Raw genomic sequence first — 16,749 nt, 5'->3', positions numbered from 1 at the left:
GACCGCGGACAAACCCGCGCGTGTCCGAGCGGTCCGACACCGAGGTCGCACGACACGCCGCGCGCAGCCCGGCGAGGGTGCAGGAACCGTCGGTCGGCGGGCCCGAAGCCTGCAGATCGTGTCCCCACGGCGGTGGAGCCCGCGCGTGTCGGCCGGGAGGCGCGGGGCGGCGGTGCCACGGGCCTCCCGGCCGGTTGTGGACGTGACGTACCCGACACGGCCATCGTTCGCCCGTCGCTCCCCCGCCTCTCCCCCGTCGAGGTTCCACAACACGCCGCGGGCGCTCCGCCGAGGTTCCACAGACCGAGGCACAGCGCGCCCAGATGCCGAGATTTCGGAACCTCGGCGGCGCGACGCGACCGGCACGACCGGCGCGACGACGCACGGCGCGACGACGACGCGCGCGCCCGTCAGGACGAAGCGGCTCGGATGCGGTCGAGCGCGAGGCGCAGGTCGTCGGGGTACTCCGCCTGGAACGACACCCACTCGCCGGTGCGCGGGTGGTCGAAACCGAGTCGCACGGCGTCGAGCCACTGGCGGGTCAGCCCGAGCTCCTGCGCCAGGACCGGGTCGGCGCCGTACATCGTGTCGCCGACCAGCGGGTGGCGGGTCGCGGCCATGTGCACGCGGATCTGGTGGGTGCGCCCGGTCTCGAGGTGCACCTCGAGCAGGGTCGCCGACCGGAACGCCTCGAGGGTCTCGTAGTGGGTGACGCTCGGCTTGCCGTCGGCGGTGACCGCGAACTTCCAGTCGCTCGACGGGTGCCGACCGATCGGGGCGTCGACGGTGCCGGAGGTCGGGTCGGGGTGCCCCTGCGCGAGTGCGTGGTAGACCTTCTCGACCGTGCGCTCCTTGAACGCCCGCTTGAGGTGGGTGTACGCGAGCTCGGTCTTCGCGACGACCATGAGTCCCGACGTGCCGACGTCGAGGCGGTGCACGATGCCCGCGCGCTCGGCGGCGCCCGAGGTCGCGATGGTGAACCCAGCTGCGGCGAGGCCCCCGGGCACAGTCGGGCCGTCCCAGCCGGGCGAGGGGTGTGCGGCGACGCCGATGGGCTTGTCGACCACGACGATGTCCTCGTCGTCGTGCACGATCGTCATCCCGGGCACGGCCGCCGGCACGATGCGCGGCGGCTCCTTCGGGGACCACTCGACCTCGAGCCACGAGTCGGCGTGCAGGCGGTCGGACTTGTCGACGGGGACGCCGTCGACCCGGACCCCACCGGCGGCGACCACGTCGGCCGCGAACGACCGGCTGAACCCGAGGAGCTTCGCGATGGCGGCGTCGACACGCTCGCCGGCGAGCCCGTCGGGGACGGGAAGGGAACGCGACTCGCTCACGTGGCGTCGTGCCCCAGCGCGTCGCGTCGGTCGCCGTCGTTCGGCCTGGAGGAGCGGGTCGGCTCGTCGACAGCAGCGTCAGCTGACGAGAACGCGGCCCCACCGTCGAGCGGCTCCGTCGTGTCCGCCTGCGCAGCGCGCTTCGCGGAGACCGTGCGGGAGCCGTCGAGGTTCATCCCGAGGATCACCAGCAGCACGAAGACCACCATGCTGATGCAGATGAACGAGTCGGCGACGTTGTAGATCGCCGGCATCATCCACGGCGTCGAGATGAAGTCGACCACGTGGCCGCGGCCGAAGCCGGGCTCACGGAAGAGTCGGTCGATCAGGTTGCCGAGCGCGCCGCCGAGCAGCATGCCGAGCACGACCGCCCACCACATCGACCGGATCCGACGCGAGTAGATGATGATCGCGACGACGACCGCCGCCGAGATGATCGAGAACACCCACGTCATGTTCACCGCGAAGGAGAACGCCGCCCCGGGGTTCCGGACGTACAGGAACTGGAGCGCCCCGCCCAGGATCGGGACGGGGGTGCCGTACGGCAGGTTCGCGACGACCAGTGCCTTCGCGACCTGGTCGAACGCCACCACCACGACAGCGGCGAAGGCCAGTGCCGCGATTGCGCGGACACTGACCTTCGCTCGTGATGCTGGTCGTGACAACGTCAGTTGCCGAAGCCCTGCGCCGATGCCGGCGCCGGGGTGAGACCGGACTGCTCATTCGAGGAGTCGAGCTCGGAGAGCTGCCCCTGGATGTAGCTCTTGAGCTGGGCGCGGTAGTCGCGCTCGAACGTCCGAAGCTCGTCGATCTTGCCCTCGAGCTGGCGCTGCTCCTGCTCGAGCACCTGGACACGCTGACGGTTCGTGTTCTCGGTGTCGGCGATGATCTGGCGCTGCTTGGCCTCGGCCTCGGAGACGAGACGCGCTGCCTGGGCGGTGCCCTCGGCGATGAGCGCGTCGCGCTTCTCGACGCCTTCGCGGACGTGCTCCTCGTGGAGACGACGCGCGAGCGTCAGGAGGTTCGTGGTGCCCTCGGTGTCCTCGTCCGCCGGGACCGTGGTCGCCGGGGCGGCCGCTGCGACCGGAGCGGGCTCGGGAGCCGCCTCGACCGGGGCCGGCACAGGCTCCGGCTCGGGTTCTGCCGCGGGAGCGGGCTGCTCGGCCTGCGCCGACTGCGGGGCCGACTCGGCCGCCTGCAGACGCTGGCGGAGCTCGTCGTTCTCCGCGGTCAGGCGACGCAGCTCGACCACGACCTCGTCGAGGAAGTCGTCGACCTCGTCCTGGTCGTAGCCCTCGCGGAACTTCGTCGGCTGGAACCGCTTGTTGACTACGTCTTCCGGCGTCAAAGCCATTGCCGTCACCTCAATAGAACTGCTGAACGTGTGGAACCACTTGCGTCGTGACCGAACTTACCAGTCACCACGTGTGGTGCGGATGCCGCGCCGGAGGCGAGCATCGATCCCGACCACCGTACACCGACGACGGGGAGGAACGACGACCGCTGCATCGGCGCGGCGCGTGTCGCGGACCTGGATCGACCCTGGATCGGGTCAGACCGCGACGGCGATGCCGTTGACGACGACCCGGGCGATGATCACGACGAGCATGACGATCGTCCAGCCGAAGTCGAGTGCCACCGGCCCCATGCGGAGCGGCGGCAGGACCCGCCGGACCGCGCGGATCGGCGGATCGGTGATCGTGTAGACGAACTCGGAGACCACGAGCAGTCCCCCGCGCGGCCGCCAGGACCGGTTGAAGTTCTGCACGAGGTCGAGCGCGAACCGCCCCCACATGACGAAGAAGTACAGCAGGAGGGCGAGGGAGATGATCCCTAGGATCACGGACACGATGGGGCTCGCTCGTCTCGGGCGAGTGCCGTCATGCGACGACGCTCACGGGCGGGTGGCCGGGGGACGGCTCAGGACTGGGCGAAGAAGTTCGCCTCGATGTCGGACTCTACCTCAGCCGGCTCACCGCTCACTGCGACGTGTGCGGGCGACAGCAGGAAGACCTTGTTGGTGACGCGCTCGATCTTGCCGTACAGGCCGAGCGACAGGCCGGAGGCGAAGTCGATCATGCGTCGGGCGTCGTTCTCGGTCATCTGCGAGAGGTTGATGATGACGGGGATCCCGTCGCGGAAGCTCTCGGCGATGGACTGGGCGTCCTTGTACTCGCGCGGGTGGACGGTGAGGATCTCGTTCATTTCCTGGACCGGGGTCGCCTTCTGTGCGGTCGTGTGCGAGCGGCGGAGCGGAGTGACCTGGGCGCCGCGCTGGTGGGTGTGCGTCTTCGCGGGAGCGGCGGCCGGGGCCGCTGCCGGAGCTGCGGCGGCCGCGGGAGCGTCCGCCGGGGCGGGGGCATCCTGCGGGGCTGCGGCCGGAGTGGCGGGAGCCTGCTGGCGCGCGGGCGCGGCCTGCTGCGGCTGCTCGTCCTCGTAGTCGAGTTCCTCGTCGGCGAGGCCGAGGTAGACCATCGTCTTCTTCAGCGGGTTGGCCATGGTTCCTCCGGAGGTTGGTGCACGTGGATGCCCTGCAACGAGGCTAGGGTGCCGCCGGCCGATTTCCCGTGATTGCGGTGCCGATCCGCAGGTGTGTCGCGCCCTCGAGCACGGCGTCGGCGTAGTCGCCGCTCATGCCGGCCGAGATGTCGGTGGCGCCGGGCTCGAGCGCCACGACCCGGTCCGAGATCGCCCGCAGCCGAGCGAACGCCGCACGGGGCTCCTCGTCCAGCGGCGCGACGGCCATGACCCCGCGCAACCGGATGGTGCCGGTCTCGAGCACGCGTGCGGCCATCGCCTCGACGTCGTCCGGTTGCACGCCGCCGCGGCCGGGGTCGTCGGTCAGGTTGACCTGCACGAACCCGTCGATCACCGGTGGCTCCGGCTCGGCCTCGGTCGGCGCGAAGGCATCCACGACCGACGTGCGGTCGAGGGACTGCACGACGTGCGCGTAGCGACGGACCTGCCGGGCCTTCTTCGACTGCAGCTGCCCGATGAAGTGCCAGGTCAGGTCGAGGTCGGCGAGTTCCGCGGCCTTGGCCTGTGCCTCTTGGTGGCGGTTCTCCCCCACGTCGGTGACGCCGAGTGACGCCAGCGCACGGACGAGGGACGCCGGGTGGTACTTCGTGACGACGATCAGCGTGAGGTCGTCGGCCGAGCGCCCTGCGGCGCGCGCCGCGTCGGCGATGCCGCTCCGGACGGACGCGAGACGCGCCTCCAGTCCGTCGTCTGATGACGAGGCGGACGGGAGGCGCGTGTCTGCTACCAAGGAGGGGTTACTTCAGGAAGTCGGGGACGTCGAGCTCGTCGTCGTCGTCGAACGCCGGGTCGGCGGCGCGCTGCACCGGCGGCTGGTGTTCCTGCGAGGCCCAGGAGGGGCTCGACGTGCTGGAGTCCTCGATCGCACCGGTCGAGGCGGCGACGGGGGCCGTCGCGCTCGACTCGGGGTCGACGTAGCTCGAGCGACGCTCCTTCTGCTGCTGCGCCGGCTCGCCGCCGTCGAAGCCCGCGGCGATGACGGTCACGCGGACCTCGTCACCGAGGGTGTCGTCGATGACCGCACCGAAGATGATGTTCGCCTCGGGGTGCACGGCTTCCTGCACCAGCCGCGCGGCGTCGTTGATCTCGAAGATGCCGAGGTTCGAGCCACCCTGGATCGAGAGCAGCACACCGTGCGCTCCGTCGATCGAGGCCTCGAGCAGCGGGGACGCGACGGCGAGCTCGGCGGCCTTGATGGCACGGTCGGCGCCGCGCGACGAGCCGATGCCCATGAGCGCGGAACCCGCACCCTGCATGACGGACTTGACGTCGGCGAAGTCGAGGTTGATGAGCCCCGGGGTGGTGATGAGGTCGGTGATGCCCTGCACGCCGGCGAGGAGCACCTGGTCGGCCGTGGCGAAGGCCTCGACCATCGAGATGCCGCGGTCGCTGATCTCGAGCAGGCGGTCGTTCGGCACGACGATGAGCGTGTCGACCTCATCCTTGAGCCCGGCGACACCGTTCTCGGCCTGCGACTGGCGACGCTTGCCCTCGAAGCTGAACGGCTTCGTGACGACACCGATGGTGAGGGCGCCGATCGACTTGGCGATGCGGGCGACGACGGGCGCACCACCCGTGCCGGTCCCACCGCCTTCACCGGCGGTGACGAAGACCATGTCGGCACCGGCGAGGGCCTCTTCGATCTCCTCGGCGTGGTCCTCGGCGGCACGACGGCCGACCTCGGGGTCCGCGCCGGCGCCGAGGCCGCGGGTGATCTCGCGGCCGACGTCGAGCTTGACGTCGGCGTCGCTGAGCAGCAGCGCCTGCGCGTCGGTGTTGATCGCGATGAACTCGACGCCACGGAGGCCGAGTTCGATCATCCGGTTGACGGCGTTGACGCCGCCGCCGCCGACACCGACGACCTTGATGACGGCGAGGTAGTTGTGGTTCGTGGTCACGTCAGTCAGGCCTCCGGTTGAACCCTCAACCTCTACTTGAAGTTCAGGGGCAATGCTGGTAGATGTGGTGCTGGCTTCGACGCTACGGGTGGGTTCCGCGCACTGTCGCCCCGCCACGCCGCGTGTCGCCGATCAGGTCGGCAATTCAGTCCTTCGCGCGGATCACGCCGTTGTCCGGTGCGGACACGTCGTACTCGACCACGACGCCCGGGTTCCGCGCCGCGTGGTCCTTTACCAGGGCGGCGAGCAGCGCGGCCTTCGCCTCGGAGTCGTCGGGGCTCCCCCACACGACGGTCGAGCCGTCCTTGAGCGTCAGGGTCACGTCGTCGGCGGTGGACCCGGCGACCCGCGTGACCTGCGACCGGACGGTCGACGGCAGCGCCAGCACGACCTCGGTCATCGTGCGGAAGCTCGAGGACCCGAGGCGCGCACGGGCGATGTCGGCGAGCGGCATGGTGGCCGGACGCTGCGGCGACGACTGCACGACGATGCCGGCCGGGTCGACGAGGTCGAACGAGCTGCCGGACTTCACGGCCACGACGGGCGTGCGCTCGGTCACCGTCACGACGAGGGTGTGCGGCGGGGCCTCTTCGGTCACGTAGCTCTCGATGAGCGGGAAGCCGGCGATGTCCTGCTTGATCTCGTCGAAGTCGAGCCGTGCGAGCGGGGTGCCGATCTGGTCGGACAGGGCCTGCCGCAGCGCGGTCTCGTCGACGCGGTTGGTGCCCTTGACCTCGATCGTCTGCAGGGCCATCAGCGGCGAGAACACCGCCACCAGGATCGAGACGCCGAGCACGAGCACGATGCCGGCCGCGGTGACCCACGCGGCGCGGCGGTGGCGGCTGCGCCGGGTGAACCGCCGCACCTCGGCCCGCTCGAGCAGGCGACGGCGACGCTTCGCGATGCGCGCCTCACGCGCGGTCTCGGCAGCGCGGACGCCGGCACCGATGGGTGCGTCGTCGTGCTGGACCGGCCGGGAGGCACTGCCCGCGTCGAGCACGTCGGTCACGGTCGCGTCATGGTCGACCCCACCGCCGGACGCACCGGGGCGCGTCCGGTCGCGGTCGTCGGGGTGGTCCTCGTTCGGCGTGTACTCACGCAGGCGGTCGGCCACCGTGGACAGGCCGGCGCCGAAGCGGCGCCCGGCGGCGCCGGCGAGGGCGCCGACGCGGTCACGGGGCGAACCGGACGCATCAGTGCTCGCCGTCGGGTCGGGGGTGGGCTCGGACGCCTCGTCGACCGCAGCGGACTCGTCGGGAGTGGGACGGGGCTCCCGGTCGTCGGGTGTGCGCCCACGGAAGGGGAGCCGCGGCATCGAGGGGCCACGACGCTGCCGGGGCGCGTCGGCGCCCTCGACCGGGGCGTCCCTGCGGGCGTCCCCCTCGTCGAACCCCTCGGGTCGCCTCACCGGCCCAACGCTCCCAGCACCTGCGGGATGATCCGGTACACGTCACCGCAGCTGAGCGTCATGATGATGTCGCCGTCGCGGGCGACCGCGGCGGCACGGGCGGCGGCCTCGTCCCAGTCCGGCAGGAACTCCACGCGGGACTGGTCGGCGAAGCGCTCCTGCACCAGGGCGCCGGTGACCCCGGGCTCCGGGTCCTCGCGCGCGCCGTAGACGTCGAGGACGACCGTGTGGTCGGCGAGCTCCTCGTAGACCCGCGCGAAGTCGCCGGCCATGAGACGGGTGCGCGAGTACAGGTGGGGCTGGTGGATGGCGATGATGCGGCCGTCGCCGACGACGTTGCGGGCGGCCTTGAGCGCCGCGGCGACCTCGGTCGGGTGGTGCGCGTAGTCGTCGTAGACCGACACCCCGCGCTCGACACCGTGCAGTTCGAAGCGGCGCTGGGTGCCGCCGAAGGCCTCGAGCCCGCGGATCGCGTCGGCGGCGCTCACGCCCAGACCGGTCAGGACCGCGAAGGCACCGACGGCGTTGATCGCGTTGTGCCGGCCCGGCACGCGCAGGGTCAGGTGGTGTGCCTCGCCGCCGGCGCGGAACGCGACCTCGACGCCCGCGGACTCGATGATCCGCTCGATGCGCACGTCGGCGTCGACGGCCTCGCCGAAGGTGACGACCTCGGGGGCGTCGGCACGCGCGCGGATGCCCGCCGTGACGGTCTTCGCGCCGGCGTCGTCGCTCGAGATGACGACGCGCTCGCTCGCCTTCGCGGCGAACTCGACGAACGCCTCGGTGAAGGCCTCCTCGCTGCCGTAGTGGTCGAGGTGGTCGGCGTCGACGTTCGTGATCAGGGCCACGGCGACGTCGTAGAGCAGGAACGAGCCGTCGGACTCGTCGGCCTCGACCACGAACAGGTCGCTCGAGCCCGGCGCCGAGCTCGTGCCGAGCGACTGGATGACGCCGCCGTTGACGAAGCTCGGGTCGAGGCCGAGCTCGACCATCGCGGTGACGATCATGCCGGTCGAGGTGGTCTTGCCGTGCGCGCCGGCGACCGCGACGAGGCGGTGCTCGGCGATGAGGGCGGCGAGGGCCTGGGACCGGTGCAGCACCGGCAGGCCGCGGCGCTGCGCCTCGAGCAGTTCGGGGTTGTCCGGCCACAGCGCGCTCGTGACGACGATCGTGTCCGCGTCACCGACGTTCGCGGCGTCGTGGCCGATGTGCACCGCGGCGCCGAGGTCGCGCATGATGCCCGTCGTCTCGGTCTCGCGGGAGTCGCTGCCCGTCACGCGGTGGCCGGCGGCGAGGAACATCCGGGCGATGCCGCTCATGCCGGCGCCGCCGATGCCGACGAAGTGCACGGTGCCGAGGTCGTCCGGGATCGGCTGCGTCAGGTCCGGCTTGATGGTCATGGTTCCTCCGTGGTGCTGGCGGCGCCGTTGCCTCGTGCGGTTCCTCGTGCGGCACCTCGTTCGGTGCCTCGTGCTGCGTCCAGGACGAGGTCGGTCATCCGGTCCGCGCCGTCGCGGTGTCCGACGCTGCCTGCCCGGACCGTCATGTCCGCGATGCGGGCCCGGTCCTGCAGGATCGTCAGGAGCTGGAACGTCACCCAGTCGGGGTCGAATTCCCCGTCCGCCACGAGCACTGCTCCCCCGGCGTCGACGACGTCCTTCGCGTTGTGCCGCTGCTCGCCGTTGCCGACAGGGTACGGCACGAGGACGCTCGGCAGGCCGACCGCGGTGAGCTCGCAGACCATGCCGGCGCCGGAGCGGGACACGACGAAGTCGCTCGCCGCGTACGCCAGGTCCATCCGGTCGCAGTAGGCGAGCACGTGGTAGCCGTCGAGGTCGCTCGGACCGATGTCCGACGCGGCACCGACGACGTGCAGGACCTGCCAGCCGGCGCCCACGATGGTCGCCGCCGACTTGTTGATCGTGCGGTTGATGCTGCGGGCGCCCGAGGAACCACCCGTGACGAGGAGCACCGGGCGAGCCGGGTCGAGCCCGAACTCGGCGAGGGCCTCGGCACGACTGGCACGGCGGTCGAGCGACTCGATCTCGCGCCGGAGCGGCATGCCGACGACCCGGCCGTGCCGCAGTCGGGTGTTCGAGAAGGTCAGGCCGACGTGCTCGGTGAGGAACGCGGCGAGGCGGTTCGCCAACCCCGGCTTCGCGTTCTGCTCGTGCACGACGATCGGGGTGCCGGTGCGCCGGGCCGCGATGTACGCCGGCGCCGCCGCGTAGCCGCCGACGCCGAGGACGACCTCGACCTCGTGCTCGCGGATGATCTGCTCGGTGCGCTTGACGGCCGCGGCGAAACGCTGCGGGAAGCGCAGGGCCGCGCCGTTCAGCTTCCGGGGGAACGGCAGGCGCGGGATCGTCAGGAGCTCGTAGCCGCGCATCGGCACCAGGCGGGACTCGAGCCCCTCGGCGGTGCCCAGGACGAGCACCTCGGCATCCGGCTCACGCTCGGTCAGCCGGTCGGCGACCGCGAGCAGGGGGTTGACGTGTCCGGCGGTGCCCCCGCCGGCGAAGAGGTACTTGCTCACCGGAGTCGTCCGTTCGTGGTGGTGCTGTCCAGGGGCGGGTTCGTGGTGCGCGGGTCGTTCTTCCCGGGCAGGTCGCGGGCGAACGACAGCACGACGCCGATCGCCACCAGGGTCATGATGAGCGCGGACCCGCCGGCCGAGATCAGCGGCAGTGGGACGCCGAGGACCGGCAGCAGGCCGAGCACCACGGCGATGTTCACGAGCGCCTGGCCGATGATCCACGCCAGGATGCCGCCCGTGACGGTCTTCACGAACGGGTCGCGGGACTGCCGGATGATCTTGATCATGCCGACGGCGAGCACGACGAACAGGGCGAGCACGACGACGGCGCCGATCAGGCCGAGCTCCTCGCCGATGATCGCGAAGATGTAGTCGTTGTCCGCCTCGGGCAGCCACGACCACTTCGCCTTGGAGTTGCCGAGTCCGACGCCGAACACGCCACCGGACGCCAGCGCCCACATGCCGTGCACGGGCTGCCAACACAGGTCGGCGTACTGGTTCGAGTCGGTGCAGCCGGACAGCCACGCGCTGATGCGCACCTGACGGGACGACGACGCCATCGTGACGAACGGCAGCATGACCGCCATCGCCGCCAGGCCGACGAGCAGGTGCCGGGCGCGGGCCCCGCCGACGTACAGCGCACCGAGGATCAGGATGAGCATGATCATCGCGGTGCCCTGGTCGCCACCGAGGATCACGAGGCCGAGCGACAGGAGCGAGGCGATCCCGATCGGGATGAACACCTCTTTCCAGTCGTCGAGCTTGTCGCGCTTGACGTACATGATCGCGCCGATGCCGAGCACCAGGCCGAGCTTGACGACCTCGGACGGCTGCGCGGTGAACGAGCCGATGCCGATCCAGTTCCGGTTGCCCTGGACGTCGATGCCGAGCGGTGTGTACACGAGCAGCTGCAGGACGAGGGCGGCACCGAGCAACCGCATCGCCCACTTCCGCCACAGCCGTGTCGGGATCCGGCTCGCAACGAGCATGAGCGGGACACCGAGGACCGCGTACAGACCCTGGCGGGACGCTGCACCGAAGAAGTCGTGCGTCGCGGCGTACTGCTCGACGCTCGACGACGACAGGACCATCACGACGCCGAAGACGACCAGGAAGAGCGTGACGCCGAGGATCGTGTAGAAGGTGCTGGACTCGGCGACGAAGACGTTCTTGACGGCGACGAGTGCACCGTTCGTGCGACGCGGGTTGCCCGTCGCCGGCGTGCTACGACTGTTCGGAAGATCCGTCGTCGCCATCGGCGTTGCCTCCCAGGTGCTCGTGGACCGCCGCCGCGAAACGACGCCCCCGGTCGGCGTAGGAGCCGAACTGGTCGAACGACGCAGCCGCCGGGGCGAGGAGGACCGTGTCGCCCGGCCTCGCGACCGATGCGGCATGCCGGACCGCCTCGGGCATGACCTGATCAGTGTCCGTCGTCTCCACCTGGAGCACCGGCACCCCGGACGCGTGTCGCGCGAATGCCTCCAGGACGGGGGTCCGGTCGCTGCCGATCACGACGACGGCACGGACCTCCGGGCCGAAGCGTGCGACGAGCCCGTCGACGTCGACGCCCTTGAACAGACCGCCGACGATCCACACCACGGTGTCGAACGAGGCGAGCGAGGCGGTGGCGGCGTGCGGGTTCGTGGCCTTCGAGTCGTCCACCCACGCGACGCCGGCCGACTCGGCCACGAGCTCCGTGCGGTGGTGGTCGGCGCGGAAGCCCCGGACGGCGGTCTGGATCGCACTCGGCTGGACGGTGCCGGCACGGGCGAGGGCCGCGGCGGCCAGGACGTTCATCGTCATGTGCGGGCTGGCGAGCCCGGCGACCTCGAGGTCGGCGAGGGTCGACAGCTCGAGCGCGCTGTTCCGACGGTCCTCGTTGAAGGCGCGGTCGCACAGGACGTCCTCGACGATGCCGACGTCTCCGGGCGCGGGCACCCCCGGCGTGAAGCCGACGGCACGGCAGCCCTCGACGACGTCGGCGTCCTGCACCATGTCGCGCGTGACGTCGTCGGCGGTGTTGTAGACGCACGCCATCACGGTGCGCTCGTAGACCTTGGCCTTCGCGGCGCGGTACGCCGCCGCCGAGCCGTGCCACTCGAGGTGGTCGTCGGCGATGTTCAGGCAGGCGCTCGCGAGCGGCACGACCGCGCCGTCGCCCGAGGTCGCCATGTAGTGCAGCTGGTGGCTGGAGAGCTCGACCACGAGCACGTCGTAGCCGTCCGGGTCGCGGACGACGTCGAGCACCGGCACGCCGATGTTGCCGCAGGCCACGGCACGCAGGCCGCCGGCCTCGTACATCGCGGTCGTGAGCTGCGTCGTGGTGGTCTTGCCGTTCGTGCCCGTGATAGTGATCCACGGCGCCGCGACCGGTCCGCGCACGACCTTGTCGCGCACGCGCCAGGCGAGCTCGATGTCGCCCCAGACCGTGCTGTTGTGGACGGACCACTCGACGGTCGCGTTGTGCGGCGGCAGACCGGGCGACACGATGACGACGTCCGGCGCCTGCTCCTGCAGCGCGGCCGGCACGGTGTCGAGCGGCGTCTGCACGAAGCGCGCGCCGATGACGTCGAGCAGGTCGACGTTGTCCGACGGCGCGTCGGACGAGTAGACCGTCACCGCACTGCCGAGCTCCACCAGGGTGTCGGCGACCGAGAACCCGGTCGCGCCGAGCCCGAGGACGGCGACGTTCAGGCCCTTCCACCCCTCGGAGTACCAGCTGTCGAGGGACTGGAGGCGGGAGGACGAGGACACCGGGTCAACCAACGCGTGCGATCCATTCGAGGTAGAAGAGGCCGACCCCCGCGGCGACGAAGAGCCCCGCGATGATCCAGAACCGGACGACGACCGTCACCTCGGCCCACCCCTTCAGCTCGAAGTGGTGGTGCAGCGGACTCATCCGGAAGATCCGCTTGCCGTGGGTGATCTTGAAGTACGCCCGCTGCAGGATGACCGAGCCGGTGACGATGAAGAACAGGCCACCGATCAGGATGAGCAGGAGCTCGGTGCGGCTGAGGATCGCGAGACCCGCCAGCGCCCCACCGAGGCCGAGCGAACCGGTGTCGCCGAGGAAGATCTGCGCCGGCGAGGTGTTGTACCAGAGGAACCCGATGAGCCCACCGCAGACCGCGGCCGCGACGACCGCCAGGTCGAGCGGGTTGCTCACGGTGTAGCAGGCGTGCTCCGTGCTCGCGTCGAGACGGGCGCCGCCGCAGATCTGGTTGGACTGCCAGAAGCCGATGATGACGTACGAGCCGATCGCCAGGATGCTCGAGCCGGTCGCGAGACCGTCGAGCCCGTCCGCGACGTTGACGCCGTTCGACGTCGACACCGTGAGCAGCACGATCCAGGCCAGGAACAGCACGGTGCCGATGACCGTGCCGAGCGCCATGAAGTCGAGCCACGGGATGTCCCGGATCGCCGAGATCATGGTCGACGCCGGGGGCTTGCCGTTCGACGTCGGCACCACCAGGGCGACCGTGGCGAAGATGACACCGACGATGACCTGGCCGAGGACCTTGGCCCATCCGCCGAGCCCGAGGCTCCGCTGGCGCCGGACCTTGAGGAAGTCGTCGATGAACCCGACGAAGCCCAGCCCCACCATGAGGAACAGCACGAGCAGGCCGGACAGGGTGATCGAGTCGCCTCCGATCAGGTGGCCGACGAAGTACCCGATCACGGCGCCGATGATGAGGACGATGCCGCCCATCGTCGCGGTGCCGCGCTTGGTGTGGTGCGACTGCGGACCGTCGTCACGGATGAACTGCCCCCACCCGAGACGGTGGAACAGCTTGATGAAGAACGGGGTGAGCAGCAACGTGAACACCAGCGACGTAGCGCCGGCGATGAGGAGCGCGATCATTCGGTGACACCTCCGAGGCGGTCGCCGAGGAATCGCAGTTCGGCCGACTTCGAGGACTTGACCAGGACCACGTCGCCGGGGCGGAGCATGTCCTGGAGTGACCGGACGGCGTCGTCGACGTCCTCGATGAACACCGATTCGCCGTCCCACGATCCCTCGAGGGTGGCTGCCTGGTGGATGGGCATCGCGCCGCGGCCGACGACCACGAGCTGTCCGATGCCGAGACGGACGACGAGCCGACCGATGCGGTCGTGCTCCTCGGTCGAGAACTCGCCGAGCTCGGCCATCTCGCCGAGCACGGCGACGGTCCGTTCCCCCGGGCGCACGATCTGCGCCAGGGTCCGCAGCGCCGCTGCGGTCGAGTCCGGCGACGCGTTGTAGGCGTCGTTGATGACGGTGACGCCCTCGGGGCCGCCCTGCAGCAGCTCCATGCGCCAGCGCTCGGCGCGCGTCATCGACGCGAGCGCCGCGGCGCCGTCGGCGAGCGGGACGCCCCAGCGGTGGGCGACCGTCAGGGCCGCGGCCGCGTTCATCGCGTGGTGCTCACCCAGGATCGCGAGGCGCACGTCGACGTGATCCGGGCCTCCAGGCTGGGTACCGTCCGTCGGACGGTCGCCTTCCTGATCGACGGGAGGCGCGGTGAGGGTGAAGCGGGTGCCGCTGCGGTCCGTCTCGATACCGGTGATGCGGTAGTCGGCATCCGCCGACGTGCCGAAGCCGACCACCTGGGCGGCCGTCAGGTCGCGCATCGACGCGACCCGGTCGTCGTCGACGTTGAGCAGTGCGGTCGCGGAGGCGGGCAGGTCGGTGACCATCTCGGACTTCGCGCGCTGCGTCGCCTCGATGCCGCCGAACTCGCCGGCGTGCGCCAGGCCCACCTTGAGCACGACACCGACGTCCGGCTCGGCGATGCGGACGAGTGCCGCGATGTGACCGACGCCGCTGGCCCCCATCTCGACGACCAGGAACCGGGTGTCGTACGTGACCCGGAGCATCGAGATCGGTGCCCCGACGTGGTTGTTGAAGGACCCCTGGGGCGCGACGGTCTCGCCGTGCTGCTCGAGGATCGTGCGGAGCATGTTCTTCGTGCTCGTCTTGCCGTTCGAGCCGGTGATGCCGACGACCTTGAGCGGTGCCGGACGCCCCTCGGCGTCGACGCGGTCGGCGGATGCCATCCGGACCCGGGTGACGACCTCGTGCGCGAGCGCGGCGAGGGCGGCGTAGCCGTCCGCGACGACGATCTGCGGCGCGGTGGTCTCGACGCGCTCGGGCGTGATGACCAGCGCGGCACCGGCCTCGGTCGCGGCGGGCACGAAGCGGCGCCCGTCCGTGACCTCGCCGGGCAGGGCGAAGAAGACACTGCCGGGGCGGACCAGGCGCGAGTCGGTCTCGACCGAGCCCTCCACCACCAGGTCGCCGGGCTCGGCGACGTCGGTCGCCTGGGCACCACCGATCAGCTCGCCGCCGACCGCGGTGGCGATCTCGGCGAGGGTGAGCGCGATCATCGGAGGTCCTCGGCCGGACCGGAGTTCGGCTCCCAACCGGCTTCGCGCAGGGCCTGACGGGCCTCGTCGCGTGCCGAGTAGGGGGTGCGGACACCGGCGATGTCGCGGTAGTCCTGGTGGCCAGGGCCGGCCCAGAGGATGGAGTCGCCCTCACCGAGCAGACCGACGGCCACGCGGATGGCGGCCTCGGGCGGGCTCACCTCGTGCAGCTCGTGGTCCGGGAACGCCTCGCGCGCGGCGTCGACCAGGGTCTTCCGGATCGACGCGGCGTCCTCGAAGCGGGGGTGGTGGTCGGTGACGACGAGGATGTCGCTGCCGGCCGCCGCGACGCGGGCCATGTCGCCGCGCTTCGTGGTGTCGCGGTCGCCGTCGGCGCCGAACAGCATGAGGACCTTGCCGGACGTGAACTGGCGGACGGCCGCGAGGGTGTTCTCGAACGCGTCGGCGCTGTGACCGAAGTCGACGTAGACGCTCGGGCCGTGCTCGCCCGAGACACGCTCGGTCCGGCCGGGCAGGTAGCACTCGATGGCGGAGACGCGGCGCACGGCGCGGTCGCTTCGGGCCTCGTGCTCGTCGCGGTCGTCTTCGTCCGGGTAGCGGCGGTGGTTGCTGTCGAGCGCATGCGCGATCGCACCGAGCTCGAAACCACCCTCGACCAGCATGACGATCGCCAGTGCGGCGTTCGCGGCCATGTGCCAGCCGATCAGGGGCACACGGGTGGTGAGCTCGCGGCCCTCGGGACCGGTCAGGCGGAACTCGGTGTACGCGGCGTGCGCCTCGACGATGTCGACGTGCCACTCGGCCTCGACGTCCGGGTGCACGGTGATCGTCGTGACCGGGATGCGGGAGTCCTGCACCACACGGTGGCCCCAGTCGGTGTCCAGCGAGACGACGCCGCGACGGGCGTGCTCGGGCTGGAACAGCGGGAGCTTCGCCTGGTAGTACTCCTCCATGTCGGCGTAGTCGTCGAGGTGGTCGTGCGACAGGTTCGTGAAGGCCGCGACGTCGAAGACGATGCCGTCGACCCGGTGGCGGCTGAGGGCCTGCGCGCTCACCTCGACGGCGACCGCGCGCACCTCGCTCTCGCGCATCCGGGCGAGGAGCGCGTGCATCTCGCTGGCCTCGGGCGTGGTGAGGCGGCTCGTCACGCTGAGCGTGCCGATGTGGCGCTCGGCGGTCGAGCTCAGGCCGGTGACCAGGCCGAGCTGCTTGAGGATCCCCTCGAGGATGTACGACGTGCTCGTCTTGCCGTTCGTGCCGGTGACGGCGAACAGCTGCGGCAGGTCGGTGGCCTCGTCCGGGTGGGTTCGGTAGACCCAGGCGGACACATCGCCCAGGGCAGCACGGGGGTCGTCCACGACGAGGACCGGCAGGCCGGCCGCTCGTGCGCTCTCCACGCCCGCGTCGTCGGTCAGGACGGCGACGGCACCGCGCTCGGCGGCCTCGGTGGAGAACTCCGCGCCGTGCCGGTTCGCACCGTGCACGCCGACGAAGACGTCACCCGGCTGCACCTCGGCGGCGCTCAGCGTGACACCGGTCGTCTCGACGGCGTCGAGGGAACCGACGACGCGGAGGCCGAACGCGTTCGCGAGTTCGGCGACCGCCCTCGGGGTCGGGTGTTCGGGCCGGAGGACCGGGGGGATCCGTGCGGACAAGTGTTCC

Annotated in this window: 15 protein-coding genes; all 15 read right to left on the bottom strand. The window is 71.0% G+C overall.

Annotation, left to right across the window (positions count from 1 at the left end; genetic code table 11):
* Positions 1 to 410: 410 nt before the first annotated feature.
* The 15 genes from HQQ88_RS00700 to HQQ88_RS00630 all read right to left on the bottom strand — a co-directional run bounded on the left by HQQ88_RS00700 (position 411) and on the right by HQQ88_RS00630 (position 16,742).
* A complete protein-coding gene (locus HQQ88_RS00700) occupies positions 411 to 1,340 on the bottom strand; it encodes an RluA family pseudouridine synthase (protein ID WP_123938308.1) in 930 nt (309 codons plus the stop codon).
* Positions 1,337 to 2,005 (bottom strand): signal peptidase II, encoded by a 669-nt coding sequence (gene lspA, locus HQQ88_RS00695; RefSeq protein WP_254066814.1) that lies wholly within the window; start codon positions 2,003 to 2,005, stop codon positions 1,337 to 1,339. Before lspA ends, HQQ88_RS00700 begins: the two co-directional genes overlap by 4 nt.
* Positions 2,006 to 2,007: 2 nt before the next feature.
* Positions 2,008 to 2,694: a DivIVA domain-containing protein gene (locus HQQ88_RS00690; RefSeq protein ID WP_165900993.1), complete on the bottom strand. Its 687-nt coding sequence runs from the start codon at positions 2,692 to 2,694 to the stop codon at positions 2,008 to 2,010.
* Positions 2,695 to 2,892: 198 nt separating this feature from the next.
* Positions 2,893 to 3,189 (bottom strand): YggT family protein, encoded by a 297-nt coding sequence (locus tag HQQ88_RS00685; RefSeq protein WP_111085780.1) that lies wholly within the window; start codon positions 3,187 to 3,189, stop codon positions 2,893 to 2,895.
* 71 nt (positions 3,190 to 3,260) lie between these two features.
* Positions 3,261 to 3,839: a cell division protein SepF gene (locus tag HQQ88_RS00680; RefSeq protein WP_123292468.1), complete on the bottom strand. Its 579-nt coding sequence runs from the start codon at positions 3,837 to 3,839 to the stop codon at positions 3,261 to 3,263.
* 43 nt (positions 3,840 to 3,882) lie between these two features.
* The gene (locus tag HQQ88_RS00675) at positions 3,883 to 4,608 is read right to left on the bottom strand and encodes a YggS family pyridoxal phosphate-dependent enzyme (RefSeq protein ID WP_173168364.1); all 726 of its coding nucleotides are present in this window, start codon (positions 4,606 to 4,608) and stop codon (positions 3,883 to 3,885) included.
* A gap of 7 nt (positions 4,609 to 4,615) precedes the next feature.
* Positions 4,616 to 5,776 (bottom strand): cell division protein FtsZ, encoded by a 1,161-nt coding sequence (ftsZ, locus tag HQQ88_RS00670; protein WP_111085783.1) that lies wholly within the window; start codon positions 5,774 to 5,776, stop codon positions 4,616 to 4,618.
* A 145-nt stretch (positions 5,777 to 5,921) separates the two neighbouring features.
* On the bottom strand, positions 5,922 to 7,184 hold the full coding sequence (locus tag HQQ88_RS20000) for an FtsQ-type POTRA domain-containing protein (protein WP_173168363.1): 1,263 nt from the start codon (positions 7,182 to 7,184) through the stop codon (positions 5,922 to 5,924).
* Positions 7,181 to 8,584, bottom strand: coding sequence for a UDP-N-acetylmuramate--L-alanine ligase (gene murC, locus HQQ88_RS00660; protein ID WP_123672599.1), 1,404 nt, complete (start codon positions 8,582 to 8,584; stop codon positions 7,181 to 7,183). The genes HQQ88_RS20000 and murC overlap by 4 nt, the downstream gene beginning before the upstream one ends.
* The gene (gene murG / locus HQQ88_RS00655; RefSeq protein WP_243650002.1) at positions 8,581 to 9,720 is read right to left on the bottom strand and encodes an undecaprenyldiphospho-muramoylpentapeptide beta-N-acetylglucosaminyltransferase; all 1,140 of its coding nucleotides are present in this window, start codon (positions 9,718 to 9,720) and stop codon (positions 8,581 to 8,583) included. The genes murC and murG overlap by 4 nt, the downstream gene beginning before the upstream one ends.
* A complete protein-coding gene (ftsW, locus tag HQQ88_RS00650) occupies positions 9,717 to 10,976 on the bottom strand; it encodes a putative lipid II flippase FtsW (protein ID WP_123938312.1) in 1,260 nt (419 codons plus the stop codon). Before ftsW ends, murG begins: the two co-directional genes overlap by 4 nt.
* Positions 10,945 to 12,474: a UDP-N-acetylmuramoyl-L-alanine--D-glutamate ligase gene (murD, locus tag HQQ88_RS00645; RefSeq protein ID WP_173168362.1), complete on the bottom strand. Its 1,530-nt coding sequence runs from the start codon at positions 12,472 to 12,474 to the stop codon at positions 10,945 to 10,947. The genes ftsW and murD overlap by 32 nt, the downstream gene beginning before the upstream one ends.
* 4 nt (positions 12,475 to 12,478) lie before the next feature.
* Positions 12,479 to 13,582: a phospho-N-acetylmuramoyl-pentapeptide-transferase gene (gene mraY, locus HQQ88_RS00640; protein WP_173168361.1), complete on the bottom strand. Its 1,104-nt coding sequence runs from the start codon at positions 13,580 to 13,582 to the stop codon at positions 12,479 to 12,481.
* The gene (gene murF / locus HQQ88_RS00635) at positions 13,579 to 15,087 is read right to left on the bottom strand and encodes a UDP-N-acetylmuramoyl-tripeptide--D-alanyl-D-alanine ligase (RefSeq protein WP_123292462.1); all 1,509 of its coding nucleotides are present in this window, start codon (positions 15,085 to 15,087) and stop codon (positions 13,579 to 13,581) included. The genes mraY and murF overlap by 4 nt, the downstream gene beginning before the upstream one ends.
* Entirely contained in the window at positions 15,084 to 16,742 is a 1,659-nt protein-coding gene (locus tag HQQ88_RS00630; RefSeq protein ID WP_173168360.1) for a UDP-N-acetylmuramoyl-L-alanyl-D-glutamate--2,6-diaminopimelate ligase, read from the bottom strand. The genes murF and HQQ88_RS00630 overlap by 4 nt, the downstream gene beginning before the upstream one ends.
* Between the last annotated feature and the right edge of the window lie 7 nt (positions 16,743 to 16,749).

The organism is Curtobacterium sp. VKM Ac-2861, assembly GCF_013204965.1.
Taxonomy (GTDB): domain Bacteria; phylum Actinomycetota; class Actinomycetes; order Actinomycetales; family Microbacteriaceae; genus Curtobacterium.
The sequence above is the reverse complement of the archived record's forward strand: the minus strand, read 5'-3'. Positions and strand labels throughout refer to the sequence as shown.